Below are 18,109 nucleotides of genomic sequence, written 5' to 3'. Positions count from 1 at the left end.
TGTCGCTCTCGTTAATACGTGACAAAAAACTCTACGCGGCGATTCTTCGCCCGTCCCTGAGCGGTAGCATCAGAGGCCACCGGCTGGCTGCTGCCCACCCCTTCAACTTTCACTTTGCTCTCCGGCACGCCCGCCTCAATAAAGTAGCGGGCCACTTCGGCGGCTCGTTTTTCTGAAAGCACTACGTTGTTGGGTAAGCCCGGCCGGCTGATCGGCGTGGCGTCGGTGTGGCCGACAATCACCAGATCGCCGTTAACGCGACGGACTTCACGGGCCACGCGTTCAATCACGTTGATCATCTCAGGCTGGACTTTGGTTGAGCCGGATAAGAACAGGGAATCGCCCTTCAACACGACTTTGCTTTGCTTTTGCGTTTCATCGACGCTAAGCAGCTGCCGTTGAATTTCATTGCGGAGCAAAACGCTCAGCCTGAGCCGCATTTTCACCGGCGGCGCGCTGACCTTAATGTTCTTCATCGCATTGATATCGCTGATGATTCTCGTGCTATTCACCAGCAACGAGTACTTACACCAGATAAAGGCCGAGGCCACCAGAATGCCCGCGCAAAGCGCGGTCAGCCGGACAGGTACAATCAGCCTTTCCCGCCGGGCCGGGCCATGAGGCTGAAGTCCGTGCGGTGACAATGCAGGCGGCGTGGTGTTGCGCGTGCTTTGTACCAGGGTCAGCAGACGCTGGCGGATCTTGGTGAGCTGGCGATCCCCGTCCTCAATGATGCTGTATCGCCCCTCGAAGCCGAGGCCAAGGATGCGCAGCAGGACCTCAAGGACGTCAGCAAACTCGGTCGGGTTCATCGACAGGCGACCGATGAGCAGGAAGAACTTGTTCCCGCCATCGTTATCCCCTTCAAAGTGGTTGAGCAGGTTGCTTTGAGACCAGCCCGCCTCGAGCCCCCACGGCGCGGTGTGTGCCGCTTCATCCAGCGCGGTGCACAGGCAATAGCGAACTATCGCCATTTTTTTCCACGGGATGTTCACTTCATCGCAGACGATGCCGAAGAGATTAATCTGGCTCTTAAGCGTATTTTTCAGGATCTCAACGTGCGTTAAATCGCCAATCTGCTCCGGCATATCGCTCAGCGCACGCAGCAGCGGCTGAGCGGCTTCAAGCAGCGGATTCTCAGCGGCGCTGACCTTGATCATGCGCTGCTGAACGCTTTCGCTTCTTAACGCCCGGTCATCGCCTGTCCTGGTCTCGCTATTTTCCCCGGCGCGGCCCTGATCAGTCGGCGTGGCTTCCGGCTCCTGGATCCAGTCCCCCTGCTCATCAAGAAGAAAACGGCCCAGCGCCTGAGGAGAGGTATCGTCATCCTGCATGCCCCCCGGCGTTGGCGTAGCGTGCTGATTAATCTCGTCTTTCATCAGGTCCGGATTCCCCAAAGTTCCATTTTCAGGCCAGGGAACTCACCGGCAACGTGCAGCGCCAGCGCGCCGGTTGCCGAGATTTTTTCCCAGAAAGGTCCGTTTTTAAGCAACTCGAAATACACGTACCCGGTGCTGTAGGGAATCTGCCGCGGCGGTACCGGCAGCCCCTGCAGAACCAGCCCCGGCAGGTGGGAGCGCACCAGCTCGTGCAGCTGCTGTGGCGCGCTGATTTTGGCCTGGGCCTGGAACTGCTGATGCAGCACATCCATCGGCAGCTGCGCGTGAACGGCCAGCACCAGGTTAGAGAAGGAACGCAGCTCGTTCGGCAGCACGGAAGCCGCCCATACGCCGTTGCCTTTCGCCTGCAGGTCAATGAGCTGGCCCGCACGAACCAGAATCTGGTTCAGCAAATCGTGTACATCATCGACCAGAGGACGGATCGAAGGATAAAGCCGCGCATGATCGTATCCCGGCGCAGGTTTTGGCCGACGCGTTTTGGTTCGAACAAAGGTCGAAAGCTCCCCTGCCAGCTTGGCCAGCTCTTCGTAAAGCACAATGGGCGGTAGCTCGGGTATGTGGCGTAAATGGTCGAGAATCGGCTCGTACTTGTTGAAGATCTGCAGCAGCAGGTAATCAACAATTTCGGCGCTGGCGCTGGCTTTGCCGTCGGAGGAGGAGAGGCGATTAGCCAGCATGCCGGCACGCATTTTTACCAGACCATTAAGGTGCGTCAGCCATTCCCCCAGCAAAGGATTCGCCGCATAGCCGGTCACCGGCGGGATGTAGTCATCCGTGTGAAGCAGCACGCTCCCGTCTGGCTGAATCGCTTTCACCCGCGTCAGCGGAAGACCAATCCAGGATTCGGTCATTTCAGTTTCAGAGACCAGCTTGAGCCTCAGTTGGGCAATCTGTACGGGTTTTGGCCCCTGGCGAATGGCGTTGGTATCGCAGAGTTCGGCTTCCTGAGCGCGGAAACGCGCCAGCGAGCTGGCGTCATGCTGGCTGAAGATCGTTTCATCGCTGTTATCCAGACGCAGCGGCACCGCCAGATAGATCATTTTGCCCAGATGTTCAGGCAGGATCGTCAGCGGCTCAGGTAAATCGGCATGATCGGGGACATCGAACGGCGTGCCGTCGGGCAGGACGCCGCGCGCGGTGCGCAGCACCAGTTTGCCGTATGACAATGCCTCACGATCGATTTCGTACTGAGAGAACCCCCAAAAGAAAGGGCTGAGCGTCGACGCTCTTTTGTGGGCAAAATATTCAAAGTAGCGTTCTTGCTGTTGAAATAGCTGCGGGCGCAAAAACAGCCCTTCACTCCAGACGACTTTATTTGTTCTCATGGTTTAATCCATTTTTTTAATTGTAATTGCTGTTTTTTGGAAATGTGCCTGCAGGGTCAGCGAGTCGTCGCTGAACATGTTCCGCCACCACGATGTTTCCTTTTCCGGTCGCGTCCATGTCGCCAGCCAGATAGCATTATTTAGGTCACGATAAGCACCAATAAACCCCAGGGTTCTGCCGTCACCATCAGGCTTAATTGTGACGCTACGCGACTCACCCGGCTGAAGGATGGCCTCGTACTCTTTTGATATAGCGGTTTGCAGGGTTTTATTATTTCCTTCTACAATTTCAAAAAAATCGGCATTGGTGAAAACATCCCGCTCTTTGACGTTATAAATAAATATGTTGAGCGGTGCCGGATGGCCGCCATCGTTAGGATTAATATCTTTGTCTGCAACCAGATTAATTTTTATTTCACTGCCAGCAGGCTGCTTATCGTTACTGCTGCTGCAGGAAAATAACAAAGTCCCCAGCCCAATAATCAGCAGACACTTCACAAGCGCTACCCGGCAATTCTTTATTTCTGTTTTGCAAAACATATCCCTATCCACGCACTTTATTTCCTGAACGATGTGTATCGAATTAACGCGCGACCCGCGCAGGGAGCGACATATCCCGCTCCCCCGCCTGGAGAAAGTTTTGCCGCCGAAGCGGCAAAACCCTTGATAACCCGGCAGTATTAGCTGCGCAGGTTAGCTTTAACGTCGTAGCTGGTAGAAATAACGCCGGATTTAGCGCCTTCTGCATTCTGCATCACGTAGTCCTGAGTGAGTTTGGTGAAGGCGAAGGTCACCTTCTCACGTGGACGCGTTTCGTCTTCGCTGGAGCCCGCAGTTTCAACGTGAGTAATAATCACATCGGTGAATTTCAGCGTCAGGTATTCCAGCGGATCGCCACCGGCTTTACGAATAACAAACTGAATGTCTTTGATGTGCTTACCGGACAGGCAGTAGCTCAGCAGGTTGGTGCTGGCCTTGTCGACATAGTGCTCGAAGCAGAAATCGTCCACCGTAGCTTTACCGGAACCGCCGCCGGAGCCGCTGTGCATATTTGAGTGCTGTGAGCTGGCCCAACGCCATGCGAGCACTTCAATTTCATTTTTATGGGTAGCATCCAGAGACTCGCCTTCGATGCCATCAATTTTAATAAACATATCCTGAGCCATAATATTTCCTTTTCAGCTCTCATTTAAGAGTGTCACACAGTGTGCAACGTTAAAATTAAGTCGTAGAAGCAATTTCATTATGATGAAAATTCTCTACAACATTTTCGGCGCGCAAGAATCCCCGGCGCGGCCGCACCTTTAAAGAATAATGAAGTGATTATTCTTTATTTAAATTGCCTGAATCAGACAACCATTTTTAAATTGCCTTATCAGGCAACGTCTTTCAGCGAAGGTAATTTGGCTACCATACGCAGTGACACCGTCAAACCTTCCAGCTGGAAGTGTGGACGGAGGAAGAACTTCGCCTGGTAATAACCCGGGTTGCCTTCAACATCCTCAACCACCACTTCGGCCGCGGCCAGAGGGCGGCGAGCTTTCGTTTCCTGAGAAGAGTTTGCCGGGTCACCGTCCACATAGTTCATTACCCAGTTGTTCAACCAGCGCTGCATATCTTCACGCTCTTTGAAGGAGCCGATCTTGTCGCGCACGATACACTTCAGGTAATGCGCAAAACGCGAGCAGGCGAACAGGTAAGGCAGACGTGCGGACAAATTGGCGTTCGCCGTTGCGTCCGGATCGTAATATTCGGAAGGTTTCTGCAGCGACTGGGCGCCAATAAAGGCCGCATAGTCAGTATTTTTGCGATGCACCAGCGGAATAAAACCGTTTTTGGCCAGCTCGGCCTCACGACGGTCAGAGATAGCAATTTCGGTTGGGCACTTCATGTCCACGCCGCCATCATCGGTCGGGAAGGTGTGGCACGGAAGATCCTCCACCACGCCGCCGCTTTCTACGCCGCGGATCATGGTGCACCAGCCGTAATGTTTGAATGAACGGTTGATGTTCACCGCCATCGCATAAGCGGCGTTAGACCACACATATTTGCCGTGATCGGCCCCGTCGGTGGTTTCTTCGAAGTTAAAATCATCCACCGGATTGGTATTGATGCCGTAAGGCAAACGCGCCAGGAAGCGCGGCATCGCCAGGCCAATGTAACGAGAATCTTCCGACTGGCGCAGCGAGTTCCAGGCCGCATATTCCAGGTTTTGGGTGAAGATTTTCGTCAGATCGCGCGGGTTAGCCAGTTCCTGCCAGGAATCCATCTGCATAACGGACGGCGCCGCGCCGGTAATAAATGGCATATGGGCGGAAGCCGCCACTTTACCGATGGACGAGAGCAGATCTACGTCCGGCGCGCTGTGGTCGAAATGGTAATCCGCCACCAGGCAGCCGTAGGGCTCGCCGCCAAGCTGGCCATACTCTTCTTCGTAAATTTGCTTGAACAGCGGGCTCTGATCCCAGGCAATCCCTTTGTAACGCTTCATGTTGCGGCGCAGATCGTTTTTAGAGATGTCCATAAAGCGCAGTTTCAGCTTTTCATCCGTCTCCGTGTTGTAGACGAGATAATGCAAACCGCGCCATGCGCTTTCGAGGCGCTGAAACTCTTCGTGATGCAGAATCAGGTTGATCTGCTCGGAGAGTTTCATGTCGATCTCGGCGATGATCGCGGCAATGTTTTTATAGGCGTCATCGGCCATGGTGATCGAGGTGCTTAGCGCCTGCTCAGCCAGGGTTTTTACGGCAATTTCGACCGCGGTTTTCGCCTGATCGGACTTTGGTTTAAATTCACGGGTCAGCAAAGCGTTAAAGTCGCTTTGGGTGGCGGCCTGCGGGGCTGCCTGTTTATTTGTTTCTGCTTGAGTAGCCATTATTATCTCTCTTCATCACTTTTGGGACGCGGCTTCATCAGCCTGTTTTGGCTTTGGCGACGAAGCCAGCGTGTTCAGCAGCGACTTATCGTTCAACACTTTCATCACCAGGCTTTCCGCCCCGGCTTTACCGTCCATATAGGTTTGCAGGTTGGCAAGCTGGGTTCTGGCTTCAAGCAGCTGGGATAACGAATCGACTTTGCGTGCAATGGCGTCGGGGGCAAAATCGTCCATGCTGTCAAAGGTCATATCAACCATCAGCTGCCCTTCGCCCGTCAGGGTATTCGGGACTGCAAACGCCACGCGCGGGCGCATAGCCTTCATACGCTCGTCAAAGTTATCGATGTCGATGCTGAGGAACTTTCTGTCGGCGACCGGGGGAAGCGGCTCAAGTGGCTTGCCGGACAAGTCCGCCAGAACGCCCATAACAAACGGCAGTTCAATCTTCTTTTCACTGCCATAAATTTCCACGTCGTACTCAATCTGTACGCGCGGAGCACGGTTTCGTGCGATGAATTTTTGCGAGTTGCTTTTGCTCATAGTAGTCAATACTCTTTAATAACCGTTTATGGATAAACCGTCGCTTGTCGGATGGTCAACGTTCAAATAATCAGCAAGCCTCCCTGTTATTTATAAACAAGCTCGACCCCCGCCACGGCGTGAACCTGGCCCGCGGTGACGGTCGAGTTCCCTTTTGCGTAATAGCTCGCTGTAAATCTGTGGCTCAATGGTTCGGCCGTGGCGGAAATAACGTAATCCTGCCCTGAATCAGCACTATCAATAATGACCTGCGAACTATTTTCTTTACGCAATCTAATTTGAACGCCGCGGCTTAAGTCCGTTCCGCTGCTATTCACTAAGTTTCCCGTTTCGGTATCAGCTGCAGAAATGGTGCTATTAAAAAATACCGTTATCGTTCTGCTGGCCGGGCAATCCTTGAGCGTAATATCGAACGGAACGCTGCCGGCCTCATTGCCGTCGCGGCTAAGCGAGGCCACGGCGACACGTGGGAGCGTCACAATTTCATTGCTGCTGGCGTTATTGATCGCCACACTGCAGGTTTCATCGGTGTAATTACCGGTAAAGAAAACATCTATCGAACAATTCGTTGAGCAGGCGTTCGCCGCGGCGAAAAACTGAGCGCCCACCAGGGCCGCATAGCACAGGCCACGGAAAGTGCCTCGCCCGCCGGCAAGAGTATTCATCAATGACATAAGACCTCTACCTGAGTAATAGAGCCACGCGCGCCCTTCATTTTATTTGCAATATTGCTATCGGAATAAATAGTGCAAAGTCGCTGACCGGAAGCACTTTTTAAATACAGATTATTTTTCTCAGCCTGCCAGCCACGAATAAAGGCCATGCCTCCCTGACCAATAATACCGAGGCTGGCGTCACGCTCATCGTAAACATCCATCCCGATTGGCAGCGGCTCACCCTTGCTATCTTTCACAATCAATACAACCGGCTCACCGACGAGCGTTTTCACATTCACTTTTACCGCCGCACCCATGCGCGGGATGACCGTGCTCTCGCTTTCCAGGACGTCTACCGTGTCCGGCAGGCCGCGGGTATTCACCGCCACAATATTTTCCCGGTAAGGCGTCAGCGAAGGCACAATGGCGAACCCATTGCCATCAATTTGCGACCCATAGCCATTCAGCATTCTCGCGCCTTTGGCGCCTTCCGCCTCAACGAGGGCAAACGGATAGTCGCCCAGGCGAGGCCCGGCAGTGATCCCGCCCTGGTGCGCCACCAGGCTGCCGTTGGCCGAGAACGAGAGCTGGTTCGATTTATTCCCGACGGAGGCCGTTGATCCGAACTGGCCAAACGGCGAGTTGTAGTTCACGTTGCCGTTGAACGCGCTGCGCGTCCCCGCGTTTCTCGCTTTGTTAACGGAAGTCCCGACGCCGTAGCTCAGTTCGTTTTGCTCGCCCTGGCTGCCAATGGCGTTCATCTGTACCGCACTGCCGCCCTGGTTATCGTGGCTGACCGAGGAATAAAGTGAGTTAAACAGCGGTTTGCTGGTCATGCTCGCTCGGCCCAGCGGCACGCTGACGGACAGCATCACGCTATCGATATTCTCCCCGTCGCTGTTATAGGCCCGGGACGCAGACACCGCCCAGGAGAAATAGCGCTCGGATTTGTTGTACGACAGCATGTACTGGCTGGTGGAAGACCTGTCGTCCCAGTAGCTATAGAAGTTGCCGGACAAATTCAGCCTGGCGCCATTCCACAGCGGCTGCCCGACGTTCACGGTAAAGCGCTCTTTGGTCCGGTAATCGACGATAAAATTATCGCTTTTGGCCCCATAGCGATCTAACGCCGCGTCCCTCAGGCTATAGAACCCTTTCGAAGAGTAGCGGTAAGCCGCAAGCGTAACGTCGGTAGACGTCGTATCCAGATATTTACTGAAGCCAACGTTATAGCTATTCCCGGTGGAGACTCTGCCATTACCAAGCTCACTGCGTGCGCGGGTAATATCCATCGAAACCCCGCCCAGCGGCGTGTTGAAGGCATGACCAATCCCCAGCGCGCTGTAGTTATCGGCCAGCTGCCCGCCGCCGTATAACGTGTACATGTTGCCGATGCCGTACTGGTAAAATCCCTGCGCCAGCCCCGGCTCTTCTTTCAGCGAGTCATCCTTCAATTTGCCCACGGTGACGTCGAAGCGTGATACGCCATCGTGAAGCAGCATCGGCGGTGAGGAAAACGGTACGAGCTGGGTTCTCTGGCGCCCGTCAGCCTCGGTTACGGTAACCTGCAGATCGCCGCCATAGCCCATAGCCCCGATATCGCTCAGTTCAAACGCGCCAGGTGGCACGGTCGTTTCATACAGGACCTGGCCTCGCTGCCTGACCTGAACTTTGGCGTTGGTCTCCGCAAAGCCACGCACCAGCGGGGTGTAATAGCGAAGCCCATCCGGCAGCATACGATCGTCGGACTGGAGCTGGACGCCTCTCACCGTCATGCTGTCAAACAGATCGCCGCTGGTTGTGCTGTCGCCCAGCGTGAGCTGGCTTTTTAACACCGGGATATCGCGCTGAAGATACGTAAACAGGGACTGGCTGTGGGACGATTGATCGTTGCTCCAGCTGGTATTGAACCGTTTACGCAGCCGCCAGTCGAAAAAGTTAAGTCCCGCCAGCATGCCAAGATTACCGCTTACGGAATGCCCGTCTTTGCTGTCAAACCGGTTGTTAGTCTGCTGCACATAGACGTTGGAGTTGTAATCCAACAATCCAATGGGTACGCCAGAATCCCACGTATTGGGGTCGGTATAGCCCCTTGGGTACTGAACCGTGGAGGCCTGGGGAACCGTCAAATCGAGATAGAAGTCGCCGGGCTGATAGCTGGCGCTGGCTCCGTCAACCCAGCGGTCAAGCGTGGCGCACTGTTTGTCTCCGTCATCTCCGGCGGTATGCGCCGCGCCGTCGAGCGGGTTATGTGACACTTTAATGCCCATTCGACCCAGCTGCTCCTGGCTAAAACAGGGCACAGCCCCGACGCTGCCGTTTACGTCCTTGAACAGAACCTTGTACTGGCCCCGCCCTTCTCCATTGACCGCAACCTGTACGCTGTATTCTCCGGCTGGTGCAGGGTTTCCTTCAAAATACCGAGAGACATCAACGCTCTGCCCATGGATAAAGGCGCTGTTAAATTTCACGCTTTCCGGGCGAGAACTCTGTTCATTTCTGGTCGGCAGGCTGGCGGTATTTCCCTGAGCCAGTACGGAAAAGCTAGCTCCTAAAGAAGCCATAAGGATATGGCGAACAGCAAACGCGACTTTCGATTCGCGCGTGACTCGTCGTGCATATTTCTTGCTTTCTTTTAGTCTCACGTCCCTGACTCCCTGACCACAAAGCGTGGCTATCCGGCCTTAAATAAAAAGCATTTCTGGCTCAGTTGAAAAACCGATGAAATTTATTGCAACTTTCTTTCTATTGTTAAGGTATTTCCCGAGGCGGGAATTAAGCGATATTCAATTACGCTGCCATAATCATTAATGACACGAACGACTGCACCGCTAATAGCCCCCGATACAGAACCTTTATTTTCTGGTAAAAACACTTTGCTGCTAAAGGGCGCGATCATATCCACTGCCAATGGCTGCTTTACCGTCCCGGACATCAGCGATGCGCTATCAAAAGAGAAATGGTAAGGCGTAGGATTGTTCACTTTTATGCCTTTTCCTGCCCCCAGATTTTCCCAGGTCAATTTACCAATCTCCTGAGAGCTGCTGCTCTTCAAGACCGACGGACGGTAAAATATTTTAATTCGGGTGCGGAAGGCCAGCTCCAGATGGTCCGTTTCTTTGGCCCCCTCTTTCATTGGCGGGATCTCTAACATATTGAACCAAAATACAGATTCTCGATCCTGAGGCAGATTCATGCCATTGTATATCAGACGGATACTTTGCCCTTTGCCCGGATCAACGCGATACACGGGCGGCGTAGTGGTAAAAGGAACTTTTATCTTATTAATGTCGTCATTTTTACCACCATCATCGACCCAAACCTGTACCAGCAAAGGCGACGGGCCTTTATTTGTCGTACGCACCGTCTGCTCTCTTTCACCGCCGGGAAATATAATCCGGGTACCGGATATCGTCATCCCGGAAAACGCCGACTGGGAGACGGCCAGCAGGAGAATAAATAAAGCTGTCAGTTTTGAGAATATTGCATATTGATATTTCATAGCACGGCCCTGCGCGTATAACATCTACCTGATAATGAAAGCAGGTTTTAAGAATGGGGCGATTGCTCGCCCCGCACTTCATTTAGAAGCAAACCTGTTATGGGTATGCCAGGGTGTAGCTAGCTTTCGCCTGAACCAAACCTGCGGTGGTGGCATCGGTCGCATAGTAACCACCGTAGTAACGCATAGTCGCTTTACCGCCAGTTACAGGGGCAGGAGCACCGGTTTCGCCCAGCTTCAGCTGCTGCTCGTCGGAGTTGTACAGACGAACTTCAACTTTGGTTGCGGCACCGGTGGTCGCGCTGTTGGTCAGGTTACCGGTCTGGCTGTTTACGCCGCTGCTGCCGACGGCTTCGAAGTGCGCAGCCACCTGAGTGATGCCGGTAGGGCAGTTTTCAACGTTCAGATCAAAACCTTTAGAACCCGCGGTTGTGCCGGAGGCATTCAGGGTCTGGATAGACACCTTTGGCAGCTGAACCTGGCGATCGACAGAATCGCTGGCGATGGTGCAAGTTTCGGCAATCAGTTGACCGTTGAAGGTGACGGTCCCCTGCGTTTCATCCGCCGCCAGGGCAGAAGTTGATACCGCAGCCAAAGCCATGGCGCACAGCGTCATTTTAAAATTGCGCATGATATAATTCCCTATATTTCAGTAAGTAAAAACTTTATAAACAGTAGATACATAATTCCTGGTGCAACTTTCTTAAATTACGTCGTCGGCAATTCCTCCGTTTGATGGATAAGTTCAATGCCTTTCTCATGTGAATAAGCCACACGCATGGCCACATTTTTATTTTGTGTAGCAGCTGCGCCAGTCGAATTTAAGATAGCTACGCCAACTTTCGGCAAAATGTTTTTCTCAATAAAGCGGATTAGCATCCTTGCCCCGGTTTCCGCCACCGGGCACTGCTCCACAACGTGCTGCACCAGTTCTTCGCTGAAGCTTAATTCAAGGTCATAATTCGCCTTAGCACGCTCGGCAATACGATTAAGATGAATATTAACAATGCGCTGGAGTGAAGACGTTGCCAGCGGTAAATAAGGTATTACGGTAACTCGACCTAAAAATGCTGCCGGGAAGACTTTCAGCAAAGCAGGCTGAATAACCTTCAGCAAACTTTCTTCGCCCGGCAGGGTTTCAGGATCCGCACAAGCGCTGCTAATAATGTCGCTCCCCGTATTACTTGTTAGCAATATAATGGTATTACGGAAGTCGATTTGCCGCCCTTCACCGTCTTCCATCGATCCTTTATCAAAGACCTGGAAAAACAATTCGTGCACGTCTGAGTGCGCCTTTTCCACTTCATCCAGCAGAATGACGCTGTAGGGTTTACGCCTGACGGCCTCGGTTAATACGCCCCCCTCGCCGTAGCCCACGTAGCCCGGAGGTGAGCCCTTCAGGGAAGAGACGGTGTGGGCTTCCTGGTATTCGCTCATGTTAATGGTGATAAGGTTTTGCTCACCGCCATACAGCTGGCTGGCAATGGCCAAAGCCGTTTCGGTTTTCCCCACCCCGGAAGGCCCCACCAGCATAAAGACGCCAAACGGTTTTTTCGGATCCGCCAGTCCTGCGCGAGCGGTCTGAATGCTCTGGCTCAGGCAGTCCAGCGCGTACTGCTGCCCGATAACGCGCTCGGCCAAACGCTGCGGCAGCTCCATCACCGCGCTGACGTCATCTTTAAGCACCTGCCCGACCGGGATCCCCGTCCAGTTCGCCACAATCGAAGCCACCACGTCGGCATTCACTTCGGCCTGCACCAGCGGCTGCTCGCCGCGAATTTCGCTCAGCGTGGTTTCAAGCTCTCCTAAACGCTGCTGCAGATAGGCCACCTTTTCCGTTTCTGATACTTCGGTATCTTCAACCGTGGCCGCAAGAAGCTGCTGACGCGTGTCGATAATGCTGGAGACTAACTCGCATTCCTGGCTCCAGCGGCTGTCCAGAACCTTAGCGTTTTCGGCATGTTCAGAAATCGCGTTCTGGATAGGCTCTCTGCGCTTATCGTCCTCTTTGCCAAAGCCGATGGCTTTTTCCAGCAGCGACAGCTCGGCCTGGGCCGACTCGCTGTGGAACTTCAGCATCTGCAGCTCGGCCGGCGGCGCGTGCTGTGCCACGGCAACCCTGGCACAGGCGGTATCCAGCAGGCTAATCGCTTTATCTGGCAGCTGGCGGGCCGGAATATACCGGTGTGAGAGCCTGACGGCGGCGCGAATAGCTTCATCCATGATCCACACGCCGTGATGCTTCTCCAGCACCGGCAGCAGGCCTCGCACCATCGCAATCGCCAGCGCTTCTGACGGTTCTTCAACCTGCAGAACCTGGAAGCGGCGCGTCAGCGCAGGATCTTTCTCAATATGACGCTTGAATTCGCTCCAGGTCGTCGCGCCAATAGTGCGCAGCTGACCACGGGCCAGCATCGGCTTCATCAGGTTCGCGGCGTCGCCGGTTCCGGCGTTACCGCCAGCCCCCACCAGCGTATGAACTTCGTCAATAAACAGGATGACGGGCTCAGCCGAATTGACCGCTTCTTCCAGCACCGCTTTCAGGCGAGCTTCAAACTCACCTTTCATGCTGGCGCCTGCGGAAAGGGCAACCACATCCAGCGTAAGCAGGCGAACTTTTTGCAGGGAAGGCGGCACATCCCCGGCCGCAATCGCCAGAGCAAGCCCCTCCACAACCGCCGTTTTACCTACCCCGGCCTCACCGGTGAGCAGCGGGTTATTCTGGCGACGGCGCAGCAGGATATCGACCATGGTGTTGATCTCTTTATCGCGCCCCAGCACAGGATCAATTTTTCCTTCCCGCGCCAGCGCCGTCAGATCGGTAGAATACTGCGCCAGCCCACCGCCCTGAGCGCTGCCCATTGCGTGGCTGGCTTCGCCAGGCACCCCGGCCCCGTCGGACACCGCTGCGCCACCGGCTAAATCATTTTGTTCCGCCGACTCACGGGTGATGTACCCGAGATCCTTACTTAAATGTTCGAGAGGGATTTTTTCAAACGCCGGAGAGATAGCGAACAGCGCGCGGCGCAGCTCCATCGTCGTCAGCAGGGCAATCAGCAAATGGCCGCTGCGGATGCAAGTGTTATGGCATTCCAGGCTGGCAAATACCCACGAGCGCTCAATGGCCAGCTCAATGTGATAGGAGAAATCAGAGATAGCGCTGGCCCCGGCAGGCAGGCGAGTCAGCGCCTGAGAAAAATCACGCTCCAGCATTTCCGCATCAAGCTCAAAGTGCCGAATGATGTGCCGAATATCGCTATCCTGCTGCTGATATATCTGATTTAACCAGTGCACCAGTTCAACATAAGGGTTACCGCGTAATTTACACAGCGTTGTGGCGCTCTCTACGCCTTTAAACAAGATGGTATTTAGCTTACCGAATAGGTTTTTTCTGGTTATCGCCACGATAAAACTCGCCCTGTTTTAATTCGATTATTCGATTGTTTTATTCATCCACTTATCCACGTGGATCAGAGAGCCGAAACAACGCATTAAGCGCATCACGGAACGTTACCTGGAGGGCATAGTAATTAACAAAAATTGAAATAAAAACCCTTGCTGGCCAACATCACGGGTTTTAAGAATTACGCCCGGAAGTCATTCTTAAATTCTCTAAAACGCATGATGCAGGCATACGAAAATTTAACGTTTACTTTTAGAATCGGGTTCATAAACAGAAGAACGCCTCCGACAAAAAAGATTTTTTCTGTCTTCAAATATTTATCTCCAGCATGGCAAAAACATATTTGCTGTAATAATTGACAGGGTGACAAGTGGAACACAACTTTCTGGATTACTACAACCGGGAGCTAACTTTCGTCAGAGAAATGGCGCAAGAGTTCGCCGAACGTCATCCCAAGATTGCCGGGCGCCTGGGGATGAACGGCATTGAGATTGCCGATCCTTACGTTGAGCGTTTAATCGAGGCGTTTTGCTTCTTATCCGCCAGAACGCAGATAAAGCTGGACGCTGAGTTTCCCAAATTTACCCAGCGCCTGCTGGACATTGTCTATCCGAACTATAACTCCCCAACCCCCTCGATGGGGGTGGTGCAGTTGGAGCCTAACCTCAGCGAGGGCGATCTCACCCAGGGCTACAGGATCCCAAAACAAAGCGCCTTTTATAGCCGCATTTTGCCCGGTGAGATGACCCGCTGCGAGTTCAGAAATAACCAGGATGTGACGCTTTGGCCGCTGGAAATTGCCGAGGTACGCCTGACCTCAATCCCCCCGGATATCCCTAACCTTGAACATTACCGCATTAAGCATCATCAATTAAAAGGTGCTTTGCGAATTAAACTAAAGCTGCAGGGAGAGCTGGTTTTTTCTGAACTGAAGGGGCTGAATGAACTGCCGATATATATCCAGGGCGATGAGCGTATCGTCTCTCATACGTTCGAACTGCTTCACGGCAGTCACGTTGCGATGGTGGTGCGCAGCGGAGAACGGGAAAAAAACCGTTATCATGTCATCAATGAACAGCCGCTGAAATTTGAAGGCATGGCGCCAGATCAGAGCTTATTGCCGCTACAGTGGAATATGTTTCATGGTCATACGCTGATTCAGGAATATATTTCCTGCCGTGAAAGATTTTATTTTTTCTCACTCACGCAGCTGGCTGAATCCTTTGCGGATAATAATACCAATGAAGTAGAGATAATTATCCTGTTGAATAAGTTACCGCAGGATTTAGTCGCCCACCTGGACGCATCGCGCTTTCTGCTGTTCTGCACGCCCGTCATTAACCTTTTCCCTAAACGTGTCGACAGGATTGAGGTCAACCGGGCGCTCAATAACTTTCATATCGTGCCGGACCGCAGCCGTCCTCTCGACTATGAGGTGTTCTCGGTCAATAAAGTGTTTGGTCTGCAGGCCGAAACCAGCGAAGAGCTGACCTTTAACCCGCTCTATCAGACCCGCCATAGCGATACCGGCAACTTTGGCCGCTATTTTTCCGTCAACCGCACGGTGAGAACCAAAGAGTCCAGCAGCCGAAAATACGATACCCGCACGCCCTACAGCGGGACTGAAATCTTTATCTCGCTGGTTGATCAGCAAGAAGCACCTTACGGCGAGCATATTCGCTATCTGCTGGTCGATGCGATGGTCACCAATCGTGATTTGCCCCGCCTGCTGACCAGCAGCGGCAGCCTCGATCTGACAATGTCGGACTCGGTTCCCATTCACGGCGCGCGCTTTGTCAGTTCGCCCAGCGCGCCCCGCTCACCGTTTGCTCTCGGTGAAACGGCCTGGCGCCTGATTCGTCAGCTGAGCTTCAACTATCTGCCGCTGTCGGATATGGACCATGCTCAAGGGGGCGAGGCGCTGCGTAATATGCTGCGGCTGTTCACTACCGCCTCCGATCTGGAGTCCATGGCGCAAATTAACAGTCTCGTGGGCTGCCAGACCCGCCCGGTGGTTCGCCGCCTCTCGGATGAGGGCTTGCTGGTTTACGGGCGCGGCGTGAACTGTAGCCTGACGGTTGACGAAGAAGGGTTCTCCGGGGTCAGCCCTTATCTGTTTGGGCTGATTATGGAGAACTATTTGTCGCGGCATGCCGCCATCAATATTTTTACCGAAACTGAGCTGCACTCGATGCAGCGAGGCCTTGTCGCACGCTGGAAAGCGCGCCCGGGCAGGCGAGGCGCGCTATGACCCTCCCGAAGTTGCCACAGGCCTCGTCATTACCGCCAGGGCTGGAAAACTGGTTCGATCCCAGCGCCCCCTGGGATGCGGGATTTATCAGCATTATGCGGGCTATTGCCGCCCGCACGCCGTCCCTGCCGCCGCCGGGTAAGGCCGCTCTCCCCTCTCAGGAGCGGTTCAGGCTCGGCCAGATCTCCAGCATGGCCTTCTCCCCTCGAGAGATAGCGGCCATCCATCAGCAGGACGACAAAATCAAACTGCAGCTTTTTGGGCTGGGGATCTGGGGCGCCCAGGGGGCAATGCCGCTGCACCTCTCTGAGCTGGCTTATTCCCGCTACGAACAGCACGACCCGACGCTGATTGATTTCGTGGATATCTTCCACCACCGGGCGCTGAGCCAGTTTTATCGGGCCTGGTTCTTATCGCAGGACACCGCCTCGCTCGATCGTAAAGAAGACGAGCGTTTTTCATTTTACGTGGGCAGCCTGGTGGGGCTGGATCCCTCCGAGCTCGATCCCGCCCCGCTGCCGATTCACGCCCGCCTGGCGTCATCCGCACACCTGATTCGAGAAGCACGTAACCCTGATGGCCTGCTAGGCGCCATGGAGTACTACTTCCAGGTTCCGGTGCAGATGGAAGAGTTTGAGCTGCAGTGGATTTTCCTTGAGGGAAAAGATCAAACCGCTTTGGGCGACGACCGCTACGCCGCGCTGCTGGGCGACGGGGCCATCCTCGGGAATACCGTCCTCGACCGGCAGCATAAATTCAAGCTGATGATGGGCCCGCTCACGCTGGCTCAGTACATGCTGTTCAGCCCCTGGGGCAGCGATATGGCGGTGCTGCGCGAGCTGGTTCGAAGTTTTATCGGCTTTGAGTATGCCTGGGATGTGCAGCTGGTGCTTGCCGCCGATCAGGTGCCCCGGGCCACGTTAGACGGCAGCCACCAGCTGGGTTATGCGAGCTGGCTGGAAAGAGAGGCCAGCGAAACCCCCGTTTTCGGGATGAGCTTTGAGCCCGAGATGTACCGCCGGTAGCCCTTCGCCTGGAAGAGAACGTAACCATGGATGAAAAGACACGCACATGAATCAATACGAAAGCCTGACCTGCTCGGACTATTACCAGTCATTGATGCAGCCCTTTCAGGGCGACTCGCCCTGCGGCGAAGCGCTCGATTACGATCCTGCTTTTATCATGCTGCAGTCGCGCCTGCAGCCAAAGCTTGGGGCCGAATACGGCGACTTCGTTGAAGCCGCTGAGCCGGTGAACTGGACGGAAACCGAACGCGACTGCCAGGCCCTGCTGCAAAAAAGCAAAGATGTTCGCCTGGTGGTTATTTTGATGCGCTGCCGCCTGCGTAAGCGCGGGCTGTCTGCGCTGGCCGAAGGCGCGGAGGCGCTGCTTGCCCTGCTACAAAGCTGGCCGGACGACCTTCATCCACAGCTGCTTGACGAAGGGGAGTTCGAGCCAATGCTGCGGGCAAACGCCTTCGCCGAGCTGGAGGATATTGGTGGTCTGCTGACGGATCTGCGCAACCAACCGCTGCCCAAAGCCTCCGGGCTGCAAATTACCGTTAAAGAATTTGAAAAAGCCCATCAGCTGCCGAGAGAAGAAGGTGCGCTGTCGGACGAGGCCGTCGCCGCCATCATTCGCGAATGGCACACCAGCGCACGAGAAGAGATTCGCCCGCTAACGCAGGCCCATTACTTTGTGCAGCAGATAAAACAGATCCTGGCGGAGACGCTGGGACACGAGGCACCTGAGCTGCCGCTGTTGTCCGGCATTCTTGGCATGTTTAGCCGCGAGTTTGGCAGCGAAATGCCCGCCAGAGATCTCCCTTTGGAAAAAGCCCCCGAAAGCGTGCCGGAGCCTGTGCCCACGCAGCCCCCTGGTCAGGTAGCCGTCCCGGCTGACGAAGCGGCCTGGCAGCCTCCTGTCCCGGTGCCTCGTCCTGCGCGGCATGAACCGCAAAAAGGGGTTAATACGCGCGCGCAAGCGCTCCAGCGCCTGCAGGAAATCCGCAGTTGGTTTGCCGTGGCAGAGCCAAGCAGCCCGCTGGTGCCGGTGCTGAAATACGCGGAGGAAAGCATAGGCAAGAGCTTCGCCGAGCTGCAAAAAATGTATCCCCCAGAAGTTATCGCAATGCTGAACCAGGAAAAGGAATAAACA

At 54.3% G+C, this 18,109-nt stretch carries 14 protein-coding genes; 3 read left to right on the top strand and 11 right to left on the bottom strand.

What is annotated here, in order from left to right:
* Positions 1 to 11: 11 nt before the first annotated feature.
* The 11 genes from tssL to tssH form a co-directional block, all read right to left on the bottom strand.
* Positions 12 to 1,379 (bottom strand): type VI secretion system protein TssL, long form, encoded by a 1,368-nt coding sequence (gene tssL, locus A936_RS02795; RefSeq protein WP_008454373.1) that lies wholly within the window; start codon positions 1,377 to 1,379, stop codon positions 12 to 14.
* A complete protein-coding gene (gene tssK / locus A936_RS02790; RefSeq protein ID WP_008454372.1) occupies positions 1,379 to 2,725 on the bottom strand; it encodes a type VI secretion system baseplate subunit TssK in 1,347 nt (448 codons plus the stop codon). The genes tssL and tssK overlap by 1 nt, the downstream gene beginning before the upstream one ends.
* A 3-nt stretch (positions 2,726 to 2,728) precedes the next feature.
* Positions 2,729 to 3,265, bottom strand: coding sequence for a type VI secretion system lipoprotein TssJ (tssJ, locus tag A936_RS02785; protein WP_008454371.1), 537 nt, complete (start codon positions 3,263 to 3,265; stop codon positions 2,729 to 2,731).
* A 140-nt stretch (positions 3,266 to 3,405) separates the two neighbouring features.
* Complete coding sequence (locus A936_RS02780; RefSeq protein WP_008454370.1) at positions 3,406 to 3,891, bottom strand: Hcp family type VI secretion system effector; 486 nt, start codon at positions 3,889 to 3,891, stop codon at positions 3,406 to 3,408.
* A gap of 209 nt (positions 3,892 to 4,100) precedes the next feature.
* Positions 4,101 to 5,600, bottom strand: a complete 1,500-nt coding sequence (gene tssC / locus A936_RS02775) for a type VI secretion system contractile sheath large subunit (RefSeq protein WP_008454369.1) — start codon at positions 5,598 to 5,600, stop codon at positions 4,101 to 4,103.
* Positions 5,601 to 5,615: 15 nt separating this feature from the next.
* Positions 5,616 to 6,140: a type VI secretion system contractile sheath small subunit gene (gene tssB, locus A936_RS02770; RefSeq protein ID WP_008454368.1), complete on the bottom strand. Its 525-nt coding sequence runs from the start codon at positions 6,138 to 6,140 to the stop codon at positions 5,616 to 5,618.
* A gap of 86 nt (positions 6,141 to 6,226) precedes the next feature.
* Entirely contained in the window at positions 6,227 to 6,814 is a 588-nt protein-coding gene (locus tag A936_RS02765; protein WP_008454366.1) for a fimbrial protein, read from the bottom strand.
* Positions 6,805 to 9,441 (bottom strand): fimbria/pilus outer membrane usher protein, encoded by a 2,637-nt coding sequence (locus A936_RS02760; protein ID WP_008454364.1) that lies wholly within the window; start codon positions 9,439 to 9,441, stop codon positions 6,805 to 6,807. Before A936_RS02760 ends, A936_RS02765 begins: the two co-directional genes overlap by 10 nt.
* 83 nt (positions 9,442 to 9,524) lie before the next feature.
* Positions 9,525 to 10,280: a fimbria/pilus periplasmic chaperone gene (locus tag A936_RS02755; protein WP_498881407.1), complete on the bottom strand. Its 756-nt coding sequence runs from the start codon at positions 10,278 to 10,280 to the stop codon at positions 9,525 to 9,527.
* A 115-nt stretch (positions 10,281 to 10,395) separates the two neighbouring features.
* Positions 10,396 to 10,929 carry a fimbrial protein gene (locus tag A936_RS02750; RefSeq protein ID WP_008454360.1) on the bottom strand — a complete coding sequence of 178 codons (534 nt, stop codon included), beginning with the start codon at positions 10,927 to 10,929 and terminating at the stop codon, positions 10,396 to 10,398.
* Between the two features lie 77 nt (positions 10,930 to 11,006).
* Positions 11,007 to 13,703: a type VI secretion system ATPase TssH gene (gene tssH, locus A936_RS02745; RefSeq protein WP_008454359.1), complete on the bottom strand. Its 2,697-nt coding sequence runs from the start codon at positions 13,701 to 13,703 to the stop codon at positions 11,007 to 11,009.
* Between the two features lie 368 nt (positions 13,704 to 14,071).
* Here tssH and tssF point away from each other — a divergent pair, with 368 nt between their 5' ends.
* The 3 genes from tssF to A936_RS02730 are packed head-to-tail and all read left to right on the top strand — an operon-like array spanning position 14,072 to position 18,106.
* On the top strand, positions 14,072 to 15,952 hold the full coding sequence (tssF, locus tag A936_RS02740) for a type VI secretion system baseplate subunit TssF (protein ID WP_008454358.1): 1,881 nt from the start codon (positions 14,072 to 14,074) through the stop codon (positions 15,950 to 15,952).
* Entirely contained in the window at positions 15,949 to 16,977 is a 1,029-nt protein-coding gene (gene tssG / locus A936_RS02735; protein ID WP_008454357.1) for a type VI secretion system baseplate subunit TssG, read from the top strand. Before tssF ends, tssG begins: the two co-directional genes overlap by 4 nt.
* Before the next feature lie 46 nt (positions 16,978 to 17,023).
* Positions 17,024 to 18,106 (top strand): type VI secretion system protein TssA, encoded by a 1,083-nt coding sequence (locus A936_RS02730; protein ID WP_008454355.1) that lies wholly within the window; start codon positions 17,024 to 17,026, stop codon positions 18,104 to 18,106.
* Positions 18,107 to 18,109: the final 3 nt, after the last annotated feature.

Source organism: Enterobacter sp. Ag1, assembly GCA_000277545.1.
Lineage (GTDB): Bacteria > Pseudomonadota > Gammaproteobacteria > Enterobacterales > Enterobacteriaceae > Cedecea.
The sequence above is the reverse complement of the archived record's forward strand: the minus strand, read 5'-3'. Positions and strand labels throughout refer to the sequence as shown.

Coding starts and splice junctions, on each gene's coding strand:
- tssL (WP_008454373.1), bottom strand. CDS start 1,379: ATGAAAGACGAGATTAATCAGCACGCTACGCCAACGCCGGGGGGCATG.
- tssK (WP_008454372.1), bottom strand. CDS start 2,725: ATGAGAACAAATAAAGTCGTCTGGAGTGAAGGGCTGTTTTTGCGCCCG.
- tssJ (WP_008454371.1), bottom strand. CDS start 3,265: ATGTTTTGCAAAACAGAAATAAAGAATTGCCGGGTAGCGCTTGTGAAG.
- A936_RS02780 (WP_008454370.1), bottom strand. CDS start 3,891: ATGGCTCAGGATATGTTTATTAAAATTGATGGCATCGAAGGCGAGTCT.
- tssC (WP_008454369.1), bottom strand. CDS start 5,600: ATGGCTACTCAAGCAGAAACAAATAAACAGGCAGCCCCGCAGGCCGCC.
- tssB (WP_008454368.1), bottom strand. CDS start 6,140: ATGAGCAAAAGCAACTCGCAAAAATTCATCGCACGAAACCGTGCTCCG.
- A936_RS02765 (WP_008454366.1), bottom strand. CDS start 6,814: ATGTCATTGATGAATACTCTTGCCGGCGGGCGAGGCACTTTCCGTGGC.
- A936_RS02750 (WP_008454360.1), bottom strand. CDS start 10,929: ATGCGCAATTTTAAAATGACGCTGTGCGCCATGGCTTTGGCTGCGGTA.
- tssG (WP_008454357.1), top strand. CDS start 15,949: ATGACCCTCCCGAAGTTGCCACAGGCCTCGTCATTACCGCCAGGGCTG.
- A936_RS02730 (WP_008454355.1), top strand. CDS start 17,024: ATGAATCAATACGAAAGCCTGACCTGCTCGGACTATTACCAGTCATTG.